Here is a 17,612-nt window from a genome sequence, read left to right on the forward strand (position 1 = left end):
GCTTAATCAATTAACCTAATTTAAAATCTAACTGCACTTGAAGGTTTTTTTGCATTACTGCAACACCGTTTTCAACTTTAGGCGCATATTTCCAATTAGATAGGGCCTTAATCGCGGCTTTATCAAAGATGTGTTCAGGCACAGAGTTCAAAACGTGAATATTAACTGGTTCACCATGCTCACTAATATCGAAACTCATTTGAACATAGCCTTCAATTCTATTACGTACAGCATGAATTGGATAAGTTGGATTTGCTGTTTTTTGCAGAACTGCATGAGGCCTTTCTGGCTGTGGTGTTGATGAACACCCCATAAATAAAACGAATGATATTGACGTTAAAATTGAATATTTCATTAAAATCCTTTTGTATAGCTGACGCCTTAATAAACAGTAAAATTATTAAACTGCAATAAAGGACAAAGAAGCATAAACCTACCGCTTTTCATCCTCAGCTTAATTTTAAGATAACATTTGGCACTTTAGAAGCCTTACGAGTAACCACATGAACGATTTCTTTTGCAATCAATAAACCAAATCACTCAGTGTTGTGTCATAGAGTACGGTTTCAGGCTTGAGATAATCTATTAAAATCAGTTTTTAGTGCATGCGTTAAAAAGTTAGGTTTGTGTCTGATTGACCATTTATGTACTGCTCTACATTAGCTTTAATGTAGCAACCTTAGCTAGCCATTCATTAACGGGTGACTTTGAGTTGTCTTGAATACTTGCTTTGTGCGTCATTGTTGAGCGGCTTGCTTACACGCTCTTTAATTAAACAAGAAACTCTTTGGAGTCCTTTGATTTCCAGTCCTTTTTTCTCATTACCGTGATAGCTATATTTTCTTGATGATCATCACCATCAACCTCAATCTTATTTACAGCGCAAGGCATATTTATGTGTGAGGCTGTACACCTGATATTAAAAGTATCATTGTGACTTAATTTTTTAAGCGCCCCTACGTGTAATGTTGTTAACCTATTAAATATAGAGTTAAGCTCAGCAATCATTATCAACGGATTATTACGTGTATCATTCATTCTATCTTTAACAAAGTGCTTAGATAACTTAAATGACATTTTATGGCGACGTAAAATTTCATTTACTGAGCTTTCAAGCGCAGCTATTTGAGCTTGTGAAATCATGTTCGCTTTTCCATAATGCTAAGATAAAGCTCTTCAAGCTTCGCGTTCAATTCAGAGTCACTTTTCGCAGAAATTGAGCCAACCTCCTCTGATTCACTTACATTTCCGAGCCTCACATCAAAATTTTCATTATCAAAACTATCAACAAAAATATAGTTCTCACTCTCTTCATCAAAGAATGAAGCAAAGTTATCATCAACAGACATATTAAATTTCATCTTTTCCTCTTAATTACGTTTATGAATATCAATGCTGTCTTGGCACACTAACGCCCTGTTAAGGTTTGAGCGACGCAATACCGATACTGACGCATACCACATTAAACACTAAGGCCAATGCATGATGAAAATGCCACGCGTTGACAATAACCCTTAAAGATTTTGTTATACCTCTGATTTTTCATACTGTTTTTTAATCACTCTATACCCCTCAATCAATTTGCCACCAGGGGTAGATTTAGTCAATTTTGAGAAAAAATTGTCCATCTCACATAGCCCAGATTCACTACGAATCATTAACTGAGCTTCTTTAATACCTTTGCGGAAACCTTTCAACTTTTCAGAATCAATATCGTCTCTAAAAATGTTACGAGCCTCAACAAAAACCATTCCACAGTGCACCGTAATCTCTTCATTAAGGTAGAAGTTGTGCTCATCAGTGAACTCCATCACTTTTAAACCCGCTTGAAAAGCCAGTTCTTGTTTTTGCTCAGTATCAAAATCTTCTGAATCGACTAAATTTGAAATTAGTGATGCAGCTGAGCTAATTTCTTTTGAAAAACGCTCGTAAATTTCTAAGCGTTTTTCAAAAACCTTTTCTGAGTATTTCTCTATTCTGGCATTTCTACGGAAATATTCGTTTAATAGAACACCAAGTAAAACACCGACTAAACCTACAACAATTTTTTCCATATGACCTACTTACTATACACAGATATAATGCCTTGCTTACCGAAAAAATTGGAAGCAAAGCGAGTAATTTTCTCAAGTGCAGCAACTTGTTATATCTACTCAAATGTGGCTAGAATCGATTAGTAACGAACATCTACCCAACATTTAGACATCCATTTTGATAGGTAAACATTAGCCGTGATGTCGGCGAATGTGTTTAATTAAGCCTAATTGATCAAACTCAAGTGAAACAATATTGGTTTTATTGTACTCGATAGTTTTGTCTAAATGAGCAGGCTTAACTTTGCCTAATTCAGTCATTTTACAAAAACGACATTAGCGCCAACCATTACCTCATTTATTTCTATTGAACTAAAGATAACTTCATTATTTAGCTTACTAACCATATCCTCTCGGAGTTTTGATTTATCTGTATAAACAAATTTGAATTTGACGTGTTCATCAATAAAATCATCGGCTAGCAACGAGATAAAGTAGTCTATTCTTTAGTTGTCGTGTTGGGCTGTTGACGCGCATTTTTTGCTGCTACAAATGTTTTAGCTTTCTCAATTAATTGTTCTGAGGTGAATGTGTCTTTTGCACTACCAGAAAATGACAGAAGAAAACAAATTAATATCAATATAGATTTTTTCACGAAACTCTCCTTGTATGTTTAGACATAATAGCTTTCAGATGGTATTAGCCTCAGCTTTTTTATACGTTAGCTTAGTACGAAGCCAGACAAAAAATTATCAAAATACGACTTTTAAAAATTAAATTACACATAACTATTAGGAATCACAATTGTTTAGGCTACACTAGAATCGTGAATATATAAGTAGAAAATATCGCCGCGGTAATGAGTAAAGCTACTCACAAGATATTCTTCATTGTATTTCCTTTGCCATTAAAATTAGCCATAAAATTCTACTTCAGTTTGTACATCGAATGGTAAAATAAATTCTCTAAATTCTGGGTCGCCTTTTTGTGCCTTTGGATATTTAAGCTGGTACATATTCTTTTTAAACATATTTAAGAATTGCTTGTTTTGTAATTTTTTACCCAACACACTGACTTTCACAACATTACCCGCTTGATTAACCATCATCATAAATAAAATTTTATTATCTGAGCGTCTAAATTCGTCTTTTGCTTGCGATATCACGTCTTTGGGAATAGTAAAGTCTGGTAAGTCACTCTGTTCTGTTGATGAGCAGGCCACTAAAAATTTTTCATTATCTGCCCATAAAAATTTAAGAGGCAAGATACTGTAAATAAAAACTTTTTAGTAAAAACCAAAAGGCTAAGAAAACTATAAATCTAAAGAAGTTATACCTTCATGGTAGATACGATTGACTTTAAAAAAGGAACTACGTAATCTTATCAACGACTTTATAAACAATTTTTAAAGGAATAAAAATGTCAACTTTCTCAATAAATAACCTTCCTTACACCCTGCCAAGTAACTCAGCTGAACAACTTAGGGCGCTGGCAACAATAATTGAAATACCATATGCATTAGTTAAAGATGGAGGTAACAATGAAGTCGAAGCTATTTGTGGAGCAATACTTTATCGCCACTTAGATCGGTATCAAAGAGTCGAAGTTATGACTCTAATCAGAAGCTTACCTAATAGAGCTCTAACTGGGAAGCTAATATCAGTTGCAGTAGAGCCTACACTAATTAACAAAGATTGGGGGGTGTGGTCACTAACAAGGGAAGAATTACTTGCGGAACAATCCTTCCACTCTCAAATTGATAATATCGCGTCTTTTACAGGTGTAGGTGCATCTCTTATGAGCGGGAAAGACTTTATTAAAAAGTTATGGAAAGAGAGAAAACTAACTAAAGGTGGTTTGGTTACTATTGTTGTATGGGGGACCGTTTTTTTTAACAAGTCAGAACTTAACGAAGTAAACTCAGAAATTAAGAGACGCTCTTCAATTAACACTATAAATACACCAAATTAATAATGAATAATATTGTTAGGATGATAGCTGGAGTATTCTTAATTGAGCTTTTAGCCTTATTAGGCTGGTATTACTCTTCTACGGAAATGCAAAAAGGTATCGTCTTTTTTTCAACTGTAGTAATTTGTATTATCTACTTAAACTACTTATCTTTTAAAATAGAAAAGAATGTAAAAAATGATTAGAACGATGATTTTTCTTTCCCTTTGTTGCATTAACTTTACCGTTCACGGGCAATCTAAGGTGAAATGTAACACAGCTTCCGAAAGGCTTCCTATTTACTCTGAACAAATATCTTCTAACTCAATTGAGGCAAGCCTTAATGTATGGAAGTTAACTAAAGATAACCTCAAAAAAAGGGAAATATCTTCAACAACACCAGTGGATAAGATTTATAATACTTTTTTAAATGCATACCAAAAAGAGAACTTAGAAGAACACCTTTTTTATAATACTAAAATCATTCAAGACATAAAAAATCCATTTAGCCATAATAGAATTATTCAAGCTAAATTTCCTAATAGCCATGACTTTGATTTATTTTTTATAGAAGTAAAAAATGATAATAATGAATTTTTTATGAAAACGATTATAGTGCCAAGAATTGAACAAAATAGTGTTCAAGAAGCAGTAGCATTCATAAATGACCTTTCAACAAAAACTGTAAATAAATGTCAAAACAATGAGTAAAGCGCTTAACTTAACAATCTATTTTATAATTTTTTCAGCCATAACATATCACTGGCTCTCATCACCTTTGGATACTAGGCAATCTATGTTTTATGCCATTGTTACTGTCTTTCCCCTTTTAGCATTTAACATTATTTTTAAAATTTACAGAAAAATTAAATAGATTAGTATTTATATCAATCCATATTAAGGAAGTAACTAAGCACTAAAACCAAAAAAGCCACGATGAACGTGGCTTTGTTGGATAAAGCTTAAACTTTTACTGATCTATCATAAGAACCTAATCTTATAAGAACTGACCTAGCGCTTTAACTTGGTCTAACATGCGGTTTGAGAAACCCCATTCGTTATCGTACCAAGCCATAACTTTAACAAGCTTACCATCTACTTTAGTTTGTGTAGAATCAAAGATTGAAGACGCTGGGTTGTGGTTAAAGTCGATAGAAACAAGCGGTAGCTCGTTATACTCAAGAATACCTTGCATTGCACCTTCTGATGCTGCTTTAACTACTTCGTTGATTTCTGCTGCAGTTGTTTCACGCTTAGCAATGAACGTTAAGTCTACTAAAGAAACGTTGATTGTTGGCACACGTACTGCCATGCCGTCAAGTTTACCCGCAAGTTCAGGAAGCACTAGGCCAACTGCTTTAGCAGCACCTGTTTTCGTTGGGATCATTGACTGAGTTGCGCTACGTGCACGGTATAAGTCTGGGTGATAAACGTCAGATAAGTTTTGATCGTTTGTGTAAGCATGAATTGTCGTCATGCTACCTTGCTCAATACCTACTGTGTCGTTGATTGCTTTTGCAATCGGCGCTAAACAGTTTGTTGTACACGATGCGTTCGAAATGATGTTGCTGTCAGCGTTTAATACGTCGCTGTTAACACCATGAACAACGGTTGCATCCATGTCAGTACCAGGCGCAGAAACGATTACTTTTTTAGCACCTGCTTCAATGTGTTTAGCCGCTGCGTCACGTGAAGTGAATAAACCTGTACATTCTAAAACGATATCTACGTTTAATGCTTTCCAAGGCAGGTTTGCAGGATCACGCTCTTGCGTAAGGGTAATTTCATCATTACCAATTAGCATGGTGTTTTCAGCAAGTGTTACTTTTTGAGAAAATTGACCGTGTACTGAGTCAAATTGAGTTAAATGCGCGTTAACATTTGCTGGTGCTAAATCGTTGATTGCAACGATTTTGATTTCGTTGTTTTGAGCTGACTCGTAAAGAGCACGTAATACGTTACGACCGATACGTCCATAGCCATTAATTGCAACATTAATCATTCTAATATCTCCCGTTAATTATTTTACTTCACTTGCTTGGCGAGCAAGCGCTTCAATGGCTTGCCAGTCTTTGTTTTCAATAAGTTGTTTATCTAACATCCAAGTACCACCTACGCAGATAACGTTTTTAAGTGCGAGGTAGTTAGGCGCTGTTTCAAGGCTAATGCCACCCGTAGGGCAAAAAGTTACTTGTGGTAAAGGACCACCAATTGATTTAAGCATTGCAGTGCCACCCGCCGCTTCTGCAGGGAAGAACTTTAAGAACTTAAAGCCATGGCTTGCTAATTTCATTACTTCACTTGGTGTTGCTGCACCTGGTAAAAATGGAATATCAGTCTCTTTAGCCAGTGCTAATAATTCGTCGTTTACACCTGGGCTAACCATGAAATCAGCACCGGCTTCAACAGATGCATTAAATGTCGCTTTATCAACCACGGTACCTGTGCCAACGTATGCTTCTGGTACGGCTTCTTTCATTAGCTTTACAGCTTCTGCCGCAATCGGCGTACGTAAAGTAATTTCTAGTGCTTTTAAGCCACCGTTATAAAGCGCACGTGCAAGGGGTGCTGCATCTTCAAGTTTTTCGATAACAACAACCGGTACCACAGGTGCCGATGATAAAATTTTCTCAATGCTCATTGTATGTTCCTCATAGCCCAGTAACGGCGTATTATTATTCTAAACCAAAGGCACTTGCGCCAAGGTCTGCACTACTTACTATATTTCTGAAACCTGCAAATAACTCTCGGCCTGTACCGTATGTTTGGCATGGCTGGCTAAGTTGTAATTCACGTTTTGCTAATTCTTCATCGCTTACATGTACTTTCAATACACCCGCTGGTGCATCAAGGGTCACTAAATCACCTTCATGAATTTTTGCGATTACCCCACCTTCAACCGCTTCTGGTGCTAAGTGGATAGCAGCAGGCACTTTACCTGATGCACCCGACATACGACCGTCTGTGACAATCGCCACTTTGTAGCCTTGGTCTTGCAGTGTTGCCATTACTGGCGTTAATTTGTGAAGCTCAGGCATACCTTTCGCTTTTGGACCTTGCTCTTTAATTACAGCAATAAAGTCTGTGTTTAATTCACCGCGGCTATACGCTTCTTGTAACTCACCTTGTGAGCTAAATACTTTAGCCGGTGCAGATACAATTTGATGTGACTCAGCCACCGCAGAAACCTTAATAACGGCTTTGCCAAGGTTACCTGTTAGAAGCTGTAAACCACCCTGCTTGCTAAACGGGTTATCAATCGGACGTAACACTTCTTCGTCATGTGATTTTTCAGGGCACGCCACCCATTTAACTTTGCTTGGGCCTGTGCTGTTTGTCATGATCACTGATGAGTCTTTATCTAACATTGGCTCTGTGGTGTATGCTTCTAGGCCATCACCCACAATGGTTTTCACATCGTTATGTAAATAACCTTTGCTAAGCAGTTGCTTCATTAAGAAGCCCATACCGCCGGCAGCTTGGAAATGGTTCACATCTGCTGAGCCATTCGGGTAGATACGCGTAAGAAGTGGCACAACTTCTGATAAGTCAGCCATGTCTTTCCAAGTAAGAATTACACCCGCTGCTTTCGCAATTGCTACTAAGTGGATTGCGTGGTTCGTTGAGCCGCCTGTTGATAACAAGCCAACTAAACCATTAATAATCGTTTTTTCACTCACTACATCAGCAAGACAGTTAGCGTCTTTTGTATCGATTAACTGCTTTAACATGGTTTCGACAGCATGACCTGTTAAACCATCACGTAGTTCTGTGTAAGGGTTAATGAATGAGCTACCTGGTAAATGTAGACCCATGATTTCCATTAACATTTGATTCGAGTTTGCAGTGCCGTAGAAAGTACATGTACCAGCACTGTGGTAAGACGCGCTTTCAGCTTCTAATAACTCTTCACGACTTACTAAGCCTTGTGCAAATTTTTGACGAACACGGGCTTTTTCTTTATTTGGAATACCCGATTGCATTGGACCTGCAGGTAAGAAATACGTTGGTAAATGACCAAATGATAAGGCACCAATTAACAGTCCTGGGACAATCTTGTCGCATACGCCTAAACAGAAAACACCGTCGAACACGTCGTGTGATAAAGAAACCGCAGTAGACATTGCAATCACATCACGTGAGAACAATGAAAGCTCCATACCGTCACGGCCTTGAGTAACACCGTCACACATTGCAGGCACGCCACCAGCAACTTGTGCTGTTGCATCGTACTTGGTAGCAATAGTTTTTATTAAATCAGGATATTCTTTGTAAGGCACATGCGCAGAAAGCATATCGTTGTAAGCATTAATAATCGCTAAATTTGGTTGCTCATCTGCTTTTAAACGAGCTTTGTCATCGCTGCTACAAGCAGCCATAACGTGTGCAATATTACCGCAACCTAAGCCGGCACGTACTCTTGTTTGTTTTTTTGCGTGCGCGATACGATCTAAATAAGCTTGGCGGGTCTCTTTACTACGTTCAATAACGCGTTCGGTGACTTCTTGGATACGAGGATGCAACATATAAATTCGACTCATCTCTATAGTTAGAGGATAAAGGCTCAGTGACAATTACAGACTCCACGAAAATAATTGCACTGAGCATCTTTGATTTACCCGTTCAAAGGTACGCTGACAGGCTGTCTCTCACAACCAACCTGACACCGGTGTCACTGTATTAACTCATGACTGTGACACCGGTGTCAACCTTATCTGTTAAATTTAGTTTAATTTTTTTAAATGACCAAATAATGAACAACGCTATTTTAGCTAACTATGAGTAAAATTCATGCTCAAGTTATGTTTAAAGTTCCACTTTAACTTTGAGAAACAGCAATATAGCTCTTTAAATTCAGCTGGTTATATAAAAACAACCAAGGAGGGAATTTACATAAAAAAAGCCCGAGAAAGCGTCACTCAATCTCGGGCTACTGTGAAAAAAACAAATTGAATTTTATTTAATTGCAGCTGTTGACTCGCGAGTAATTAGTTTTGCTTCAAGCGTTACCTGATAAGGTGTTTCTTGTGGCTCACTAATATGACTAATTAGTTGTGTAACCGCTTGGTGGGTCATTTCTTCAACTGGTTGCGCAATAGTTGTTAGTCCAGGCCAAATATGACGTGCAATGGGTGCGTTATCAAAACCGGCAATTGAGATATCATCAGGCACTTTTAATTGCATTTGTGTTGCTAGTTTAAGTACTGCAGCCGCCATATAATCGTTTGATGCAAAGACTGCCGTTGGGCGCGGCTCTAAATCAAGAATTGTACGAGCACTATCAACACCAGAGTGATAACTAAAGTTACCCTCTTCTACTAAACGTTCATTAAATTCAATACCATTAGAAGCAAGCGCACGGCGATAACCTTTGAAGCGCTGCTCTGTCGCACTGTGATCTGGGTGACCTTTAATGAAAGCGATTTCTTTATGACCTAATTTAATTAAATGCTCTGTTATTTCAAACGCACCTTGCTCATCATTGCTGCGCACAGAAATAGAATCATCTTCAAGAACTGCAGATGCAACGCGCGCATAAGGGATTTTTTTCGATTTTAAAAAAGTGACAAGCTCTGGAAAATCAGAAAATGGCGGTGTTAATACAATACCATCTAAACGCGATGTTTGAAGAAGTTGTTCAATATTGTTAATTAGGTCTTGCCCACGAAGTTCACATGGGTGGATCAATAAATTGTAATTATGGTCATGGCATGCTGCCAGCGCACCAGTTTGTACGCGAGTGATATAGCTTTTACTTGGGTTATCATACAAGCAACCAATAATAAAACTGCGGTTTTGCGCTAAGCCACGGGCGATTGGGTTTGGTGTGTAATCTAGCTCTTTAAATACTTTTAGTACTTTTTCTCGGGTAGCATCACTCACGTTAGGCTCATTGTTAAGCACGCGAGACACTGTTTTTTTAGATACACCGGCGTAGCTTGCGACGCTATTAATGGTTACTTTTTTCATACGATAATCATCCAGTCCGCTCCAATTAAGCTCGACTACTAACGTGTAAACACGCAGCAGCACCAACTAGCGGAATATTATCTTGTGTTACCAAGGTTACAGGTATCTGTGAAGTATATTGCGACATAATGCCTTTGTCTGCAAAGCGCTCAACAAATCGGCTAGATAGTAAACGTTGTTGCATACGAGGTAAAATACCACCGCCAATAAATACACCACCTAGAGCACCAAATGTAAGGGATAAATCACCTGCAACACTGCCAATCCAATCACAAAATTGATTAAGGGTTGCATCGCAGATATCGCATTGTCCTGTTGTTGCAAGCTCACTGATCTGTGCTGCATCAAGGTTTTTTACTGCAACGCCTTTAACGGCTGCCATCGCTTTATATAAATGCGCTATACCAGGGCCCGAAAAAACAGTTTCTACAGACACATGATTTAATTGCTTTTTAAGCTCGGTGATTAACTGGCGATCTAACTCTGTAACCGCTGCAAGGGTAATATGCCCCGCTTCACAACTAAGTACTGCGCTGCCTTGCGAAGTACGCACCAAGCATGCAGCACCAAAGCCTGTGCCAGGCCCCATCACAGCAATATTGGCATTGTTGTCTGCTTGCCCTGCTTTAACAGCTACGTTTTGTGAATCATCCAAATAAGGCGCTGCATAGGCAAATGCAGCAAAATCATTGATAACTTCTAGCTGAGTGAATGCAAATTTAGTTTTTAGGTTTTCAACGCTAAAATGCCAACCTAAATTAGTTAAATGGACTTGGCCCGCTTTAATTGGGCCTGCAACAGCTAAACACGCTCGGTTTGGCTTTGCATATGATATTTGACTGAAATAGTGCTCAATGGCACTTTCTAGGGAACCAAAATCTGCACTTGGAAATTTAAGGTTATGCTCAATGACAAATTGATTTGTATGTTCATTAAAATCAGTGATTAAAGCAAAGCGCGCATTTGTGCCGCCAATATCGGCAACAAGGATAGGATCAAAATCGGTGTTAGACTGTGTGTTCATTATGTTTTCTCTATGTGTCTAAGCTGTTTGCCGCTTATTTTTATAGTTTTCAATGGCAAAGCCACTGTTCAAGATAACCTTTGAGTTATTAACTCAAAGCAACTATCTTTAGTATTAAAAAAATGCTGCCCAAATGAATGGGCAGCCAAATACGTTTTGACAACAAAATGATAAAACATCGACATTATGACACCGGTGTCAGCATTGAATCAATAAAAATTTTAAATATTTGCCTTTGCATACGTATTTTACAATGAAGTACTTGCTTATTGAGCCCGTTTAACGTTGTGATGCTACGTCAAAAAATGACTCTGTAACTTGATCATTTACAGATAAAAACGACTTATCACAAATAGCTTGAAAAAAATATTAAATAGCCGAAAATGGCCGTTACAAATCATCACTATTGCTTTGGAATTAATACCCTATGAAAGGTAAAGCGACATCTTTTGACATCGCACATTATGCAGGTGTTTCTCAGTCAACTGTGTCACGAGCACTTCGAAATAGCCCTTTGGTTAATGAAGAAACGCGCCGACGTGTTCATGAAGTCGCCAAACAACTTAATTACAAAGTAGATAAAAACGCTAGTAACCTCAGAACACAGCAAAGTAGTACCCTCGCGCTTTTGTTATTTGAAGACCCTACATCAGACGAATCACAAATAAACCCATTCTTTTTAGCTATGCTTGGTAGTATCACTCGAGCCTGTGCAAAAGAAGGCTATGATCTGCTTGTGTCTTTTCAATCAAGTAGCTCAGATTGGCAAGCTGACTACGAAGATAGCCACCGTGCAGATGGTCTGATCTTATTAGGCTATGGTGACTACTTAGATTACCAGCCTAAGTTCAGAACCCTTATTGAACAAAATACTAAGTTCGTATGTTGGGGGGCCAGTGTTGATAACCGCCCAGACTTAACTGTGAGCTGTGATAATTATGGTGGCGGTAAACTTGCCGCAGAGCATCTGCTTGCAACAGGCAGAACCGATTGTGCGTTTATCGGTGATGCCTCTGATCACAGCCCTGAATTTTTTGCTCGCTACCAAGGTTTCAAAGATGCTTTTATGAATAAAGGTATCAAGCTAAACGAACGAAAAATGGCTAATGCTATTTCTACAGAAGAGTCAGGCTATCATGCTACCCGCTCACTTATAGCAAATAATATTCGCTTTAACTCACTATTTGCTGCCAGTGACCTGATTGCCATTGGTGCTATTCGCGCTTTAAAAGAAGCAAAAATTAAAGTGCCTGATGATGTTCACGTGGTTGGTTTTGACAACATTTCAATCGCTAATTTCGTCAATCCTCCGTTGACCACAATTCAGCAAGATACAACCTTAGCAGGGCAAATGCTAGTTGATAACTTGCTTAAATTAATTCGCGGAGAACAAGTGGAGAGCACCCTACTCCCACCAAGATTGATCATTCGTGGCTCGAGTGTATAAGTTATTATGTAGCGATAACTCCTGTGTATTTACCCTAAATTGCAGCTTTTAAAAGCAATAAACTAATAAAATTGCTTTTTTTTCGATTTACCCAAGACTATTACTTCGAAAAAGCAGATAATTGCACCTATTATGATGAAAACGCAGTGCAAAGCCGTTTACGGCTTTTGCATGCAACGCGCACAAAGGTGGAATTTTTTAATGGAAATTAAAGTTAATTTTCTCGACAACCTCAGACTTGAAGCCAAGTTTGATGACTTCTCTGTCATTGCAGACCAACCTATTCGCTACAAAGGCGATGGCTCAGCGCCTAGCCCATTTGATTACTTCTTAGCGTCTTCTGCGTTGTGCGCGGCTTACTTTATTAAAGTGTATTGTAATTCACGTGATATCCCGACTGATGGTATTCGCGTTGCGCAAAATAACATTGTTGACCCTGAAGACCGTTATAACCAAATTTTTCAAATTCAGGTTGAATTACCAGAAAGCCTATCGGAGAAAGATCGCACGGGTATTTTACGCTCTGTTGAACGTTGTACAGTAAAACGCGTTATTCAAACAGGCCCTGAGTTTAAGATCGATACCGTTGAAAGCATTGAAGCTGACGCGCAAGCGATGCTAATGGCAAAACCTGATGATGAAAACAATACCTTTATTTTAGGTAAAGATTTACCGCTTGAAGAAACCATCGCTAATATGACGGCTATCCTTGAAGAGTTAGGGATGAAAATCGAGATCTCTTCTTGGCGTAATATTGTGCCAAATGTATGGTCACTCCATATTCGTGATGCAGCGTCACCAATGTGTTTTACCAATGGTAAAGGTGCAACGAAAGAAAGCGCGCTATGTTCGGCTTTAGGCGAGTTTATTGAGCGCTTAAACTGTAACTTCTTCTATAACGACCAGTTCTTAGGCGAAGACATTGCTAATAGCGAGTTTGTTCATTACCCAAATGAAAAATGGTTTGCACTCACCGACGATGACTCACTCCCTGAGGGCATTTTAGATGACTATACCCGTGAAATTTATAATCCAGATGGTGAGCTTTGTGGCTCACACTTAATCGATACCAACTCTGGTAATAAAGAGCGTGGTATTTGTTCGATTCCTTATGTACGCCAGTCAGACGGTGAAACGGTTTATTTCCCTTCAAACCTTATCGAAAACTTATTCTTAAGTAATGGTATGAGCGCAGGTAACAACTTTGCCGAGGCAAAAGTACAATGTTTATCTGAAATTTTCGAGCGTGCCGTTAAGCGCCAAATTATCGAGCAAGAAATTGTTTTACCTGACGTACCTGAAGCGGTATTAAACAAGTACCCAAGCATCGTAGCCGGTATCAAAGGGCTTGAAGAACAAGGCTTCCCTGTTGTTGTAAAAGATGCCTCGCTAGGTGGTCAGTTCCCTGTGATGTGCGTAACACTCATGAACCCTAAAACAGGCGGTGTGTTTGCCTCTTTTGGTGCGCACCCAAGTTTTGAAGTTGCATTAGAGCGCAGCCTAACTGAACTGTTGCAAGGCAGAAGCTTTGAAGGTTTAAACGATGTACCTAAGCCAACGTTCAATAGCATGGCGGTCTCTGAGCCTGAAAACTTTGTAGAGCACTTTATTGATTCAACAGGTGTTATCTCATGGCGCTTTTTCAGCGCTAAACACGATTATGATTTTGTTGAATGGGATTTCTCTGGCAGCAATGAAGAAGAAACAGCTAGCTTATTCGGTATCTTAGAAAGCTTAGGCAAAGAAGCTTACATTGCTGAGTTCTCAGATCTTGGTACAGCGTGTCGCATTTTAGTGCCTGATTACTCAGAAGTGTACCCTGTAGAAGACTTAATCTGGGACAATACCAATAAAGCGCTAAACTTCCGCGAAGATATCTTAAATCTGCATCGCTTATCAGAAGATCAACTTGCTGATTTAGTTGAGCGTCTAGAACAAAGTGAGCTTGATAACTACATAGATATCATCACTTTAATCGGCATTGAGTTTGATGAAAACACAGTCTGGGGCCAATTAACAATCCTTGAGCTAAAACTACTTATATACCTAGCACTTGGTGATTTAGAAGCAGCGATGGAACTAGTTGAAGCCTTCTTACAATACAACGACAACACCATTGTTGAACGTGGTTTATTCTATCAAGCAATGCACGCCACATTAGAAGTAGCACTAAGTGATGATCTAGAGATTGAAGATTACATTCACAGCTTCACCCGTATGTTTGGTCAAGACACCATGGATGCTGTCGTTGGCTCAATCAACGGCGATGTAATGTTTTATGGTTTAACAGAAACCAGCATGAAGCTTGAGGGCTTAGATAGGCATCAGCGTTTAATTGATAGTTATAAAAAGCTACACGCTGCCCGCGCTAAAAAAGCGGGGCTGTAAGTAAATATCAAAGCCGCACGTTTTCACAACGTGCGGCTTTTTGCTTTTTTGCTTTTTTGCTTTACTTAAACCGTTACTTAACGAAAATGCACACCTGTAATGTCGTATTCAGCGATAAAGCGACCACCATAAGTATCCACAAACATAAACTCCATCTCTATTTTTTCTCGTCGGCCTTTATGTTCAAGCAATTCAATAATAAAGTATTTATTCGAATTAAGATCAAAAGAGCGGCCCTGGGTTTCTCGTATAATGTTAAACTTTGTAGGGTTACCAATACTATCAAAGTACTCAAATAGCACGTTTAAACCGCGCGCATAAATTCCCGAGTCTCGCTGTGAAGAATTAGGTCTTTGTTGAGCCAACAACCAGGTTTTGTCCTTTTGATTTACAGCTTTAATAAACTCAGTCATTAATTGTTGATGTTCAACCAAAGGCGGCATTTTTACTTCTTTGAGTGCTTGTGTGAGTTTATCTCCCGCTATACCTGTTCTTGCTATGTAATTATCAAAACCTGCCTCTATCGACATATAATTGAGATAGTCAGCAAGGCCACCTTTGTACACCTGTTCAAATGTGCCATATTCTTGCGAAAGAATACGTTCAAGACGATTATAAAAAGAAAAAGCATGCGCTGAGTCTAATTTTTTTAGTTTCGACGTTTCTATCAATTGACCAAAAAGTAGTGCATTTAAGTCAATTACATTCGTTTTATCATCAAACGTAACGATTTCCTTAGCCCACTCTCTATCGGCTTTGGCAAGTTGCAAATAGTAACGTTGAAAAGGCGCACCATGCTCATCAGCGACGGTTATTTTATTTGTCGAAAAGTCATAAATTTTAGCGTTTTTTGTAGGGCCAGTTCTGATACTTACCTTAAAGCCTTTTGACAGTTCAGTAAATTTATCAGACTTCTCAATCACAACTCCCTGTGAAGCAAAAACAGTCGTCGTAAAAAGCACTAAAAAGCTGGCAATGAATATACTAACAGTTTTCATATAAATCCCTTTGAAGTTAAAATTAGGCTTACCTATTACAGGCTCAAACAGTTACCTTAAATGTATATTAAAATGGTAAGTAATTGAAGCCCAATGTAAATATTAGGGTTTAAGATTTATAACGGTTAAGGTTTATAACGATAATGGCCTGTTATTTTATAACTAAATAACATATCTTCGAGTACAGGCCCTGCCCCTATGTTATGCACAATGAGTGGCCTTTTTTTATCTCTTGATAGCTCGTCAGTCACTATTCCAATATGAGGTAAGTTGCCAGGCAGCATCCAAGTGACAATATCTCCCCCCCTATAATTGCTCGCGTCTTCACTTATATTTAGACTATGCCCATGTCGTTTAAAGAAATGCTGTAAGTTAGGAACACGCCGGTGATCAATATTTGAATCAGGCTTTGTTAAACCCCATATTCTGTTTGATGGATATAAAGTAAAGTTATCACGCATATCCTCATGAACGAGTACTTGTAAATCGGTTCCGAGTGCCCTATAACTGCGAATTATGACATCAGTACACACACCAATAGTCGCAGGTACATCACCATTTGGATAAGCAATTCTTTTATAGCTTCCGTCATAAATAACGGAGTGATTTGTTCGCTCCTTAGCGGCTTGAACAAGTTGACTATAAAAGTCATCTGCTTTGACGTTAAACACAAGTAATGTAGATAATAATGCCGTTCTAATCATTTATTTAATCCCTTAAATGTTCGAGCATAGTTAATTTTAGGAGTTAATGCGCTAAGTTGGTTATAAGTAGAATACCCATAAGTTAAGCTAGCACATAAACATCTAAATTTAGTTGTTTTATAATAAAATTAAACACTCTAAATTTAATCTTTTTCTAAATAAAAATAAAAGATGAATGCACTAGACATAAATGCAGCAAATAAGGCCATGAATATGGCATAGTAAACTATAAACCAGACTTTTAAGTGTTTAGGGACTAAATTTCTTTTATCTAACATTTTATAACGTTTAGCATGCCAGTCAGAAAAAAATATCGTTGCATAATGCAATGCTCCCCAACCTGTCATAAAGATATTTAATGAATAAAATCGAACCCCATCTTCTAATATAGCCTCGACTTCTGAAATTCGTTTACCTTTCAGAAAAAATAACATAGGGAATATCATAATGAAAATCCCACCAACCCAAAACAGTGTGAGGATTACAAATGTGAGTTCTAATAATTCCATTTATTTATAGTAGCTCCATATATTTTTTGAGTTAGGTGCTTCTCCAAACGAGCCTCAACCCAAAACCTTATTTATCTCCAAAGCCAAAATGCATCACAAAACAAAGTAGCACAAACGCAATAAAAACAATCATAAAAAAAATGTAATAAGCGACAAACCAGCACCGTACTTTCTTAGGCACCTTTTCTCTTTTCTCATAGAGGCCATAACGCTTTGCATGCCAGCCCCAAAAGAAGATGGTTGCATAATGTAATATTCCTACGCCAGCAGTAAAACTATTCATTAGATAAAAAGTTTTACCGTCATCGAGAATTTCCTCTACCATAGGCAACTTTTTAGATTTAATAAAAAAAAGCATTGGCAGGATGATTAAGAACATTCCCACAACGAAAATAAAGCTTAAAGAAAAAGCGAGTAAATCTAGTCCAGTCATTACCCTTGTAACCTCACGAAACCAAAAATATTTATTTTTACCTAGCTTTAGCGCCAAGTAGAATATTTCAGCCATAACATACAACAATAAAATGCTTTATGCTTCCTCTTAGAGATTAACAATGTTAAAAAACAAAAGCCACGGCGAGTGCCGTGG

General features: G+C 38.1%; 19 protein-coding genes. 4 read left to right on the forward strand and 15 right to left on the reverse strand.

Going from position 1 to position 17,612, the window contains the following annotated elements:
• Nucleotides 1–10: 10 nt before the first annotated feature.
• From L3V38_RS05620 to L3V38_RS05650, 6 genes are all read right to left on the reverse strand, one after another.
• Nucleotides 11–355: an energy transducer TonB gene (locus L3V38_RS05620; protein ID WP_237118658.1), complete on the reverse strand. Its 345-nt coding sequence runs from the start codon at nt 353–355 to the stop codon at nt 11–13.
• Between the two features lie 416 nt (nt 356–771).
• On the reverse strand, nt 772–1,143 hold the full coding sequence (locus L3V38_RS05625; RefSeq protein WP_237118659.1) for a hypothetical protein: 372 nt from the start codon (nt 1,141–1,143) through the stop codon (nt 772–774).
• Nucleotides 1,140–1,361, reverse strand: a complete 222-nt coding sequence (locus L3V38_RS05630) for a hypothetical protein (RefSeq protein ID WP_193988732.1) — start codon at nt 1,359–1,361, stop codon at nt 1,140–1,142. The genes L3V38_RS05625 and L3V38_RS05630 overlap by 4 nt, the downstream gene beginning before the upstream one ends.
• Nucleotides 1,362–1,526: 165 nt before the next feature.
• Nucleotides 1,527–2,054 carry a hypothetical protein gene (locus L3V38_RS05640; RefSeq protein WP_237118660.1) on the reverse strand — a complete coding sequence of 176 codons (528 nt, stop codon included), beginning with the start codon at nt 2,052–2,054 and terminating at the stop codon, nt 1,527–1,529.
• A 478-nt stretch (nt 2,055–2,532) separates the two neighbouring features.
• Nucleotides 2,533–2,688, reverse strand: a complete 156-nt coding sequence (locus tag L3V38_RS05645; protein ID WP_237118661.1) for a hypothetical protein — start codon at nt 2,686–2,688, stop codon at nt 2,533–2,535.
• A 258-nt stretch (nt 2,689–2,946) separates the two neighbouring features.
• Nucleotides 2,947–3,255 (reverse strand): hypothetical protein, encoded by a 309-nt coding sequence (locus L3V38_RS05650; RefSeq protein WP_237118662.1) that lies wholly within the window; start codon nt 3,253–3,255, stop codon nt 2,947–2,949.
• A gap of 197 nt (nt 3,256–3,452) precedes the next feature.
• Here L3V38_RS05650 and L3V38_RS05655 point away from each other — a divergent pair, with 197 nt between their 5' ends.
• Together L3V38_RS05655 and L3V38_RS05660 are read left to right on the forward strand one after the other, a co-directional pair.
• Complete coding sequence (locus tag L3V38_RS05655) at nt 3,453–4,004, forward strand: hypothetical protein (RefSeq protein WP_062568936.1); 552 nt, start codon at nt 3,453–3,455, stop codon at nt 4,002–4,004.
• 177 nt (nt 4,005–4,181) lie between these two features.
• Complete coding sequence (locus tag L3V38_RS05660) at nt 4,182–4,694, forward strand: hypothetical protein (RefSeq protein ID WP_237118663.1); 513 nt, start codon at nt 4,182–4,184, stop codon at nt 4,692–4,694.
• 286 nt (nt 4,695–4,980) lie between these two features.
• Here L3V38_RS05660 and gap read toward each other — a convergent pair whose 3' ends face one another.
• The 5 genes from gap to glk all read right to left on the reverse strand — a co-directional run bounded on the left by gap (nt 4,981) and on the right by glk (nt 10,977).
• On the reverse strand, nt 4,981–5,985 hold the full coding sequence (gene gap, locus L3V38_RS05665) for a type I glyceraldehyde-3-phosphate dehydrogenase (protein ID WP_237118664.1): 1,005 nt from the start codon (nt 5,983–5,985) through the stop codon (nt 4,981–4,983).
• A gap of 18 nt (nt 5,986–6,003) precedes the next feature.
• Nucleotides 6,004–6,624 carry a bifunctional 4-hydroxy-2-oxoglutarate aldolase/2-dehydro-3-deoxy-phosphogluconate aldolase gene (locus tag L3V38_RS05670; RefSeq protein ID WP_237118665.1) on the reverse strand — a complete coding sequence of 207 codons (621 nt, stop codon included), beginning with the start codon at nt 6,622–6,624 and terminating at the stop codon, nt 6,004–6,006.
• Nucleotides 6,625–6,658: 34 nt separating this feature from the next.
• Entirely contained in the window at nt 6,659–8,509 is a 1,851-nt protein-coding gene (edd, locus tag L3V38_RS05675; protein WP_237118770.1) for a phosphogluconate dehydratase, read from the reverse strand.
• Nucleotides 8,510–8,939: 430 nt separating this feature from the next.
• Complete coding sequence (locus tag L3V38_RS05680) at nt 8,940–9,953, reverse strand: LacI family DNA-binding transcriptional regulator (protein WP_062568932.1); 1,014 nt, start codon at nt 9,951–9,953, stop codon at nt 8,940–8,942.
• A gap of 25 nt (nt 9,954–9,978) precedes the next feature.
• Nucleotides 9,979–10,977, reverse strand: coding sequence for a glucokinase (gene glk, locus L3V38_RS05685; RefSeq protein WP_237118666.1), 999 nt, complete (start codon nt 10,975–10,977; stop codon nt 9,979–9,981).
• A gap of 427 nt (nt 10,978–11,404) precedes the next feature.
• Here glk and L3V38_RS05690 point away from each other — a divergent pair, with 427 nt between their 5' ends.
• Both L3V38_RS05690 and L3V38_RS05695 read left to right on the forward strand, forming a co-directional pair.
• Complete coding sequence (locus tag L3V38_RS05690; RefSeq protein ID WP_237118667.1) at nt 11,405–12,424, forward strand: LacI family DNA-binding transcriptional regulator; 1,020 nt, start codon at nt 11,405–11,407, stop codon at nt 12,422–12,424.
• A gap of 201 nt (nt 12,425–12,625) precedes the next feature.
• Nucleotides 12,626–14,812: an OsmC domain/YcaO domain-containing protein gene (locus tag L3V38_RS05695; RefSeq protein WP_237118668.1), complete on the forward strand. Its 2,187-nt coding sequence runs from the start codon at nt 12,626–12,628 to the stop codon at nt 14,810–14,812.
• 77 nt (nt 14,813–14,889) lie between these two features.
• On the opposite strand, the gene L3V38_RS05700 is transcribed toward L3V38_RS05695, so the two are convergent.
• From L3V38_RS05700 to L3V38_RS05715, 4 genes are all read right to left on the reverse strand, one after another.
• On the reverse strand, nt 14,890–15,810 hold the full coding sequence (locus L3V38_RS05700) for a hypothetical protein (protein WP_237118669.1): 921 nt from the start codon (nt 15,808–15,810) through the stop codon (nt 14,890–14,892).
• Nucleotides 15,811–15,935: 125 nt separating this feature from the next.
• Nucleotides 15,936–16,514 (reverse strand): DUF1287 domain-containing protein, encoded by a 579-nt coding sequence (locus L3V38_RS05705; protein WP_237118670.1) that lies wholly within the window; start codon nt 16,512–16,514, stop codon nt 15,936–15,938.
• Between the two features lie 143 nt (nt 16,515–16,657).
• The gene (locus L3V38_RS05710; RefSeq protein WP_237118671.1) at nt 16,658–17,023 is read right to left on the reverse strand and encodes a hypothetical protein; all 366 of its coding nucleotides are present in this window, start codon (nt 17,021–17,023) and stop codon (nt 16,658–16,660) included.
• 67 nt (nt 17,024–17,090) lie between these two features.
• Nucleotides 17,091–17,531, reverse strand: coding sequence for a hypothetical protein (locus L3V38_RS05715; protein ID WP_237118672.1), 441 nt, complete (start codon nt 17,529–17,531; stop codon nt 17,091–17,093).
• Nucleotides 17,532–17,612 lie beyond the last annotated feature (81 nt).

It is taken from the genome of Pseudoalteromonas sp. L1 (assembly GCF_021728095.1).
In the GTDB taxonomy this organism is placed as follows: domain Bacteria; phylum Pseudomonadota; class Gammaproteobacteria; order Enterobacterales; family Alteromonadaceae; genus Pseudoalteromonas.

Coding starts and splice junctions, on each gene's coding strand:
- L3V38_RS05660 (WP_237118663.1), top strand. CDS start 4,182: ATGATTAGAACGATGATTTTTCTTTCCCTTTGTTGCATTAACTTTACC.
- L3V38_RS05690 (WP_237118667.1), top strand. CDS start 11,405: ATGAAAGGTAAAGCGACATCTTTTGACATCGCACATTATGCAGGTGTT.
- glk (WP_237118666.1), bottom strand. CDS start 10,977: ATGAACACACAGTCTAACACCGATTTTGATCCTATCCTTGTTGCCGAT.
- L3V38_RS05620 (WP_237118658.1), bottom strand. CDS start 355: ATGAAATATTCAATTTTAACGTCAATATCATTCGTTTTATTTATGGGG.
- L3V38_RS05655 (WP_062568936.1), top strand. CDS start 3,453: ATGTCAACTTTCTCAATAAATAACCTTCCTTACACCCTGCCAAGTAAC.
- L3V38_RS05715 (WP_237118672.1), bottom strand. CDS start 17,531: ATGGCTGAAATATTCTACTTGGCGCTAAAGCTAGGTAAAAATAAATAT.
- L3V38_RS05625 (WP_237118659.1), bottom strand. CDS start 1,143: ATGATTTCACAAGCTCAAATAGCTGCGCTTGAAAGCTCAGTAAATGAA.
- edd (WP_237118770.1), bottom strand. CDS start 8,509: ATGTTGCATCCTCGTATCCAAGAAGTCACCGAACGCGTTATTGAACGT.
- L3V38_RS05705 (WP_237118670.1), bottom strand. CDS start 16,514: ATGATTAGAACGGCATTATTATCTACATTACTTGTGTTTAACGTCAAA.
- L3V38_RS05630 (WP_193988732.1), bottom strand. CDS start 1,361: ATGAAATTTAATATGTCTGTTGATGATAACTTTGCTTCATTCTTTGAT.
- L3V38_RS05670 (WP_237118665.1), bottom strand. CDS start 6,624: ATGAGCATTGAGAAAATTTTATCATCGGCACCTGTGGTACCGGTTGTT.
- L3V38_RS05680 (WP_062568932.1), bottom strand. CDS start 9,953: ATGAAAAAAGTAACCATTAATAGCGTCGCAAGCTACGCCGGTGTATCT.
- L3V38_RS05695 (WP_237118668.1), top strand. CDS start 12,626: ATGGAAATTAAAGTTAATTTTCTCGACAACCTCAGACTTGAAGCCAAG.
- L3V38_RS05700 (WP_237118669.1), bottom strand. CDS start 15,810: ATGAAAACTGTTAGTATATTCATTGCCAGCTTTTTAGTGCTTTTTACG.
- gap (WP_237118664.1), bottom strand. CDS start 5,985: ATGATTAATGTTGCAATTAATGGCTATGGACGTATCGGTCGTAACGTA.
- L3V38_RS05710 (WP_237118671.1), bottom strand. CDS start 17,023: ATGGAATTATTAGAACTCACATTTGTAATCCTCACACTGTTTTGGGTT.
- L3V38_RS05640 (WP_237118660.1), bottom strand. CDS start 2,054: ATGGAAAAAATTGTTGTAGGTTTAGTCGGTGTTTTACTTGGTGTTCTA.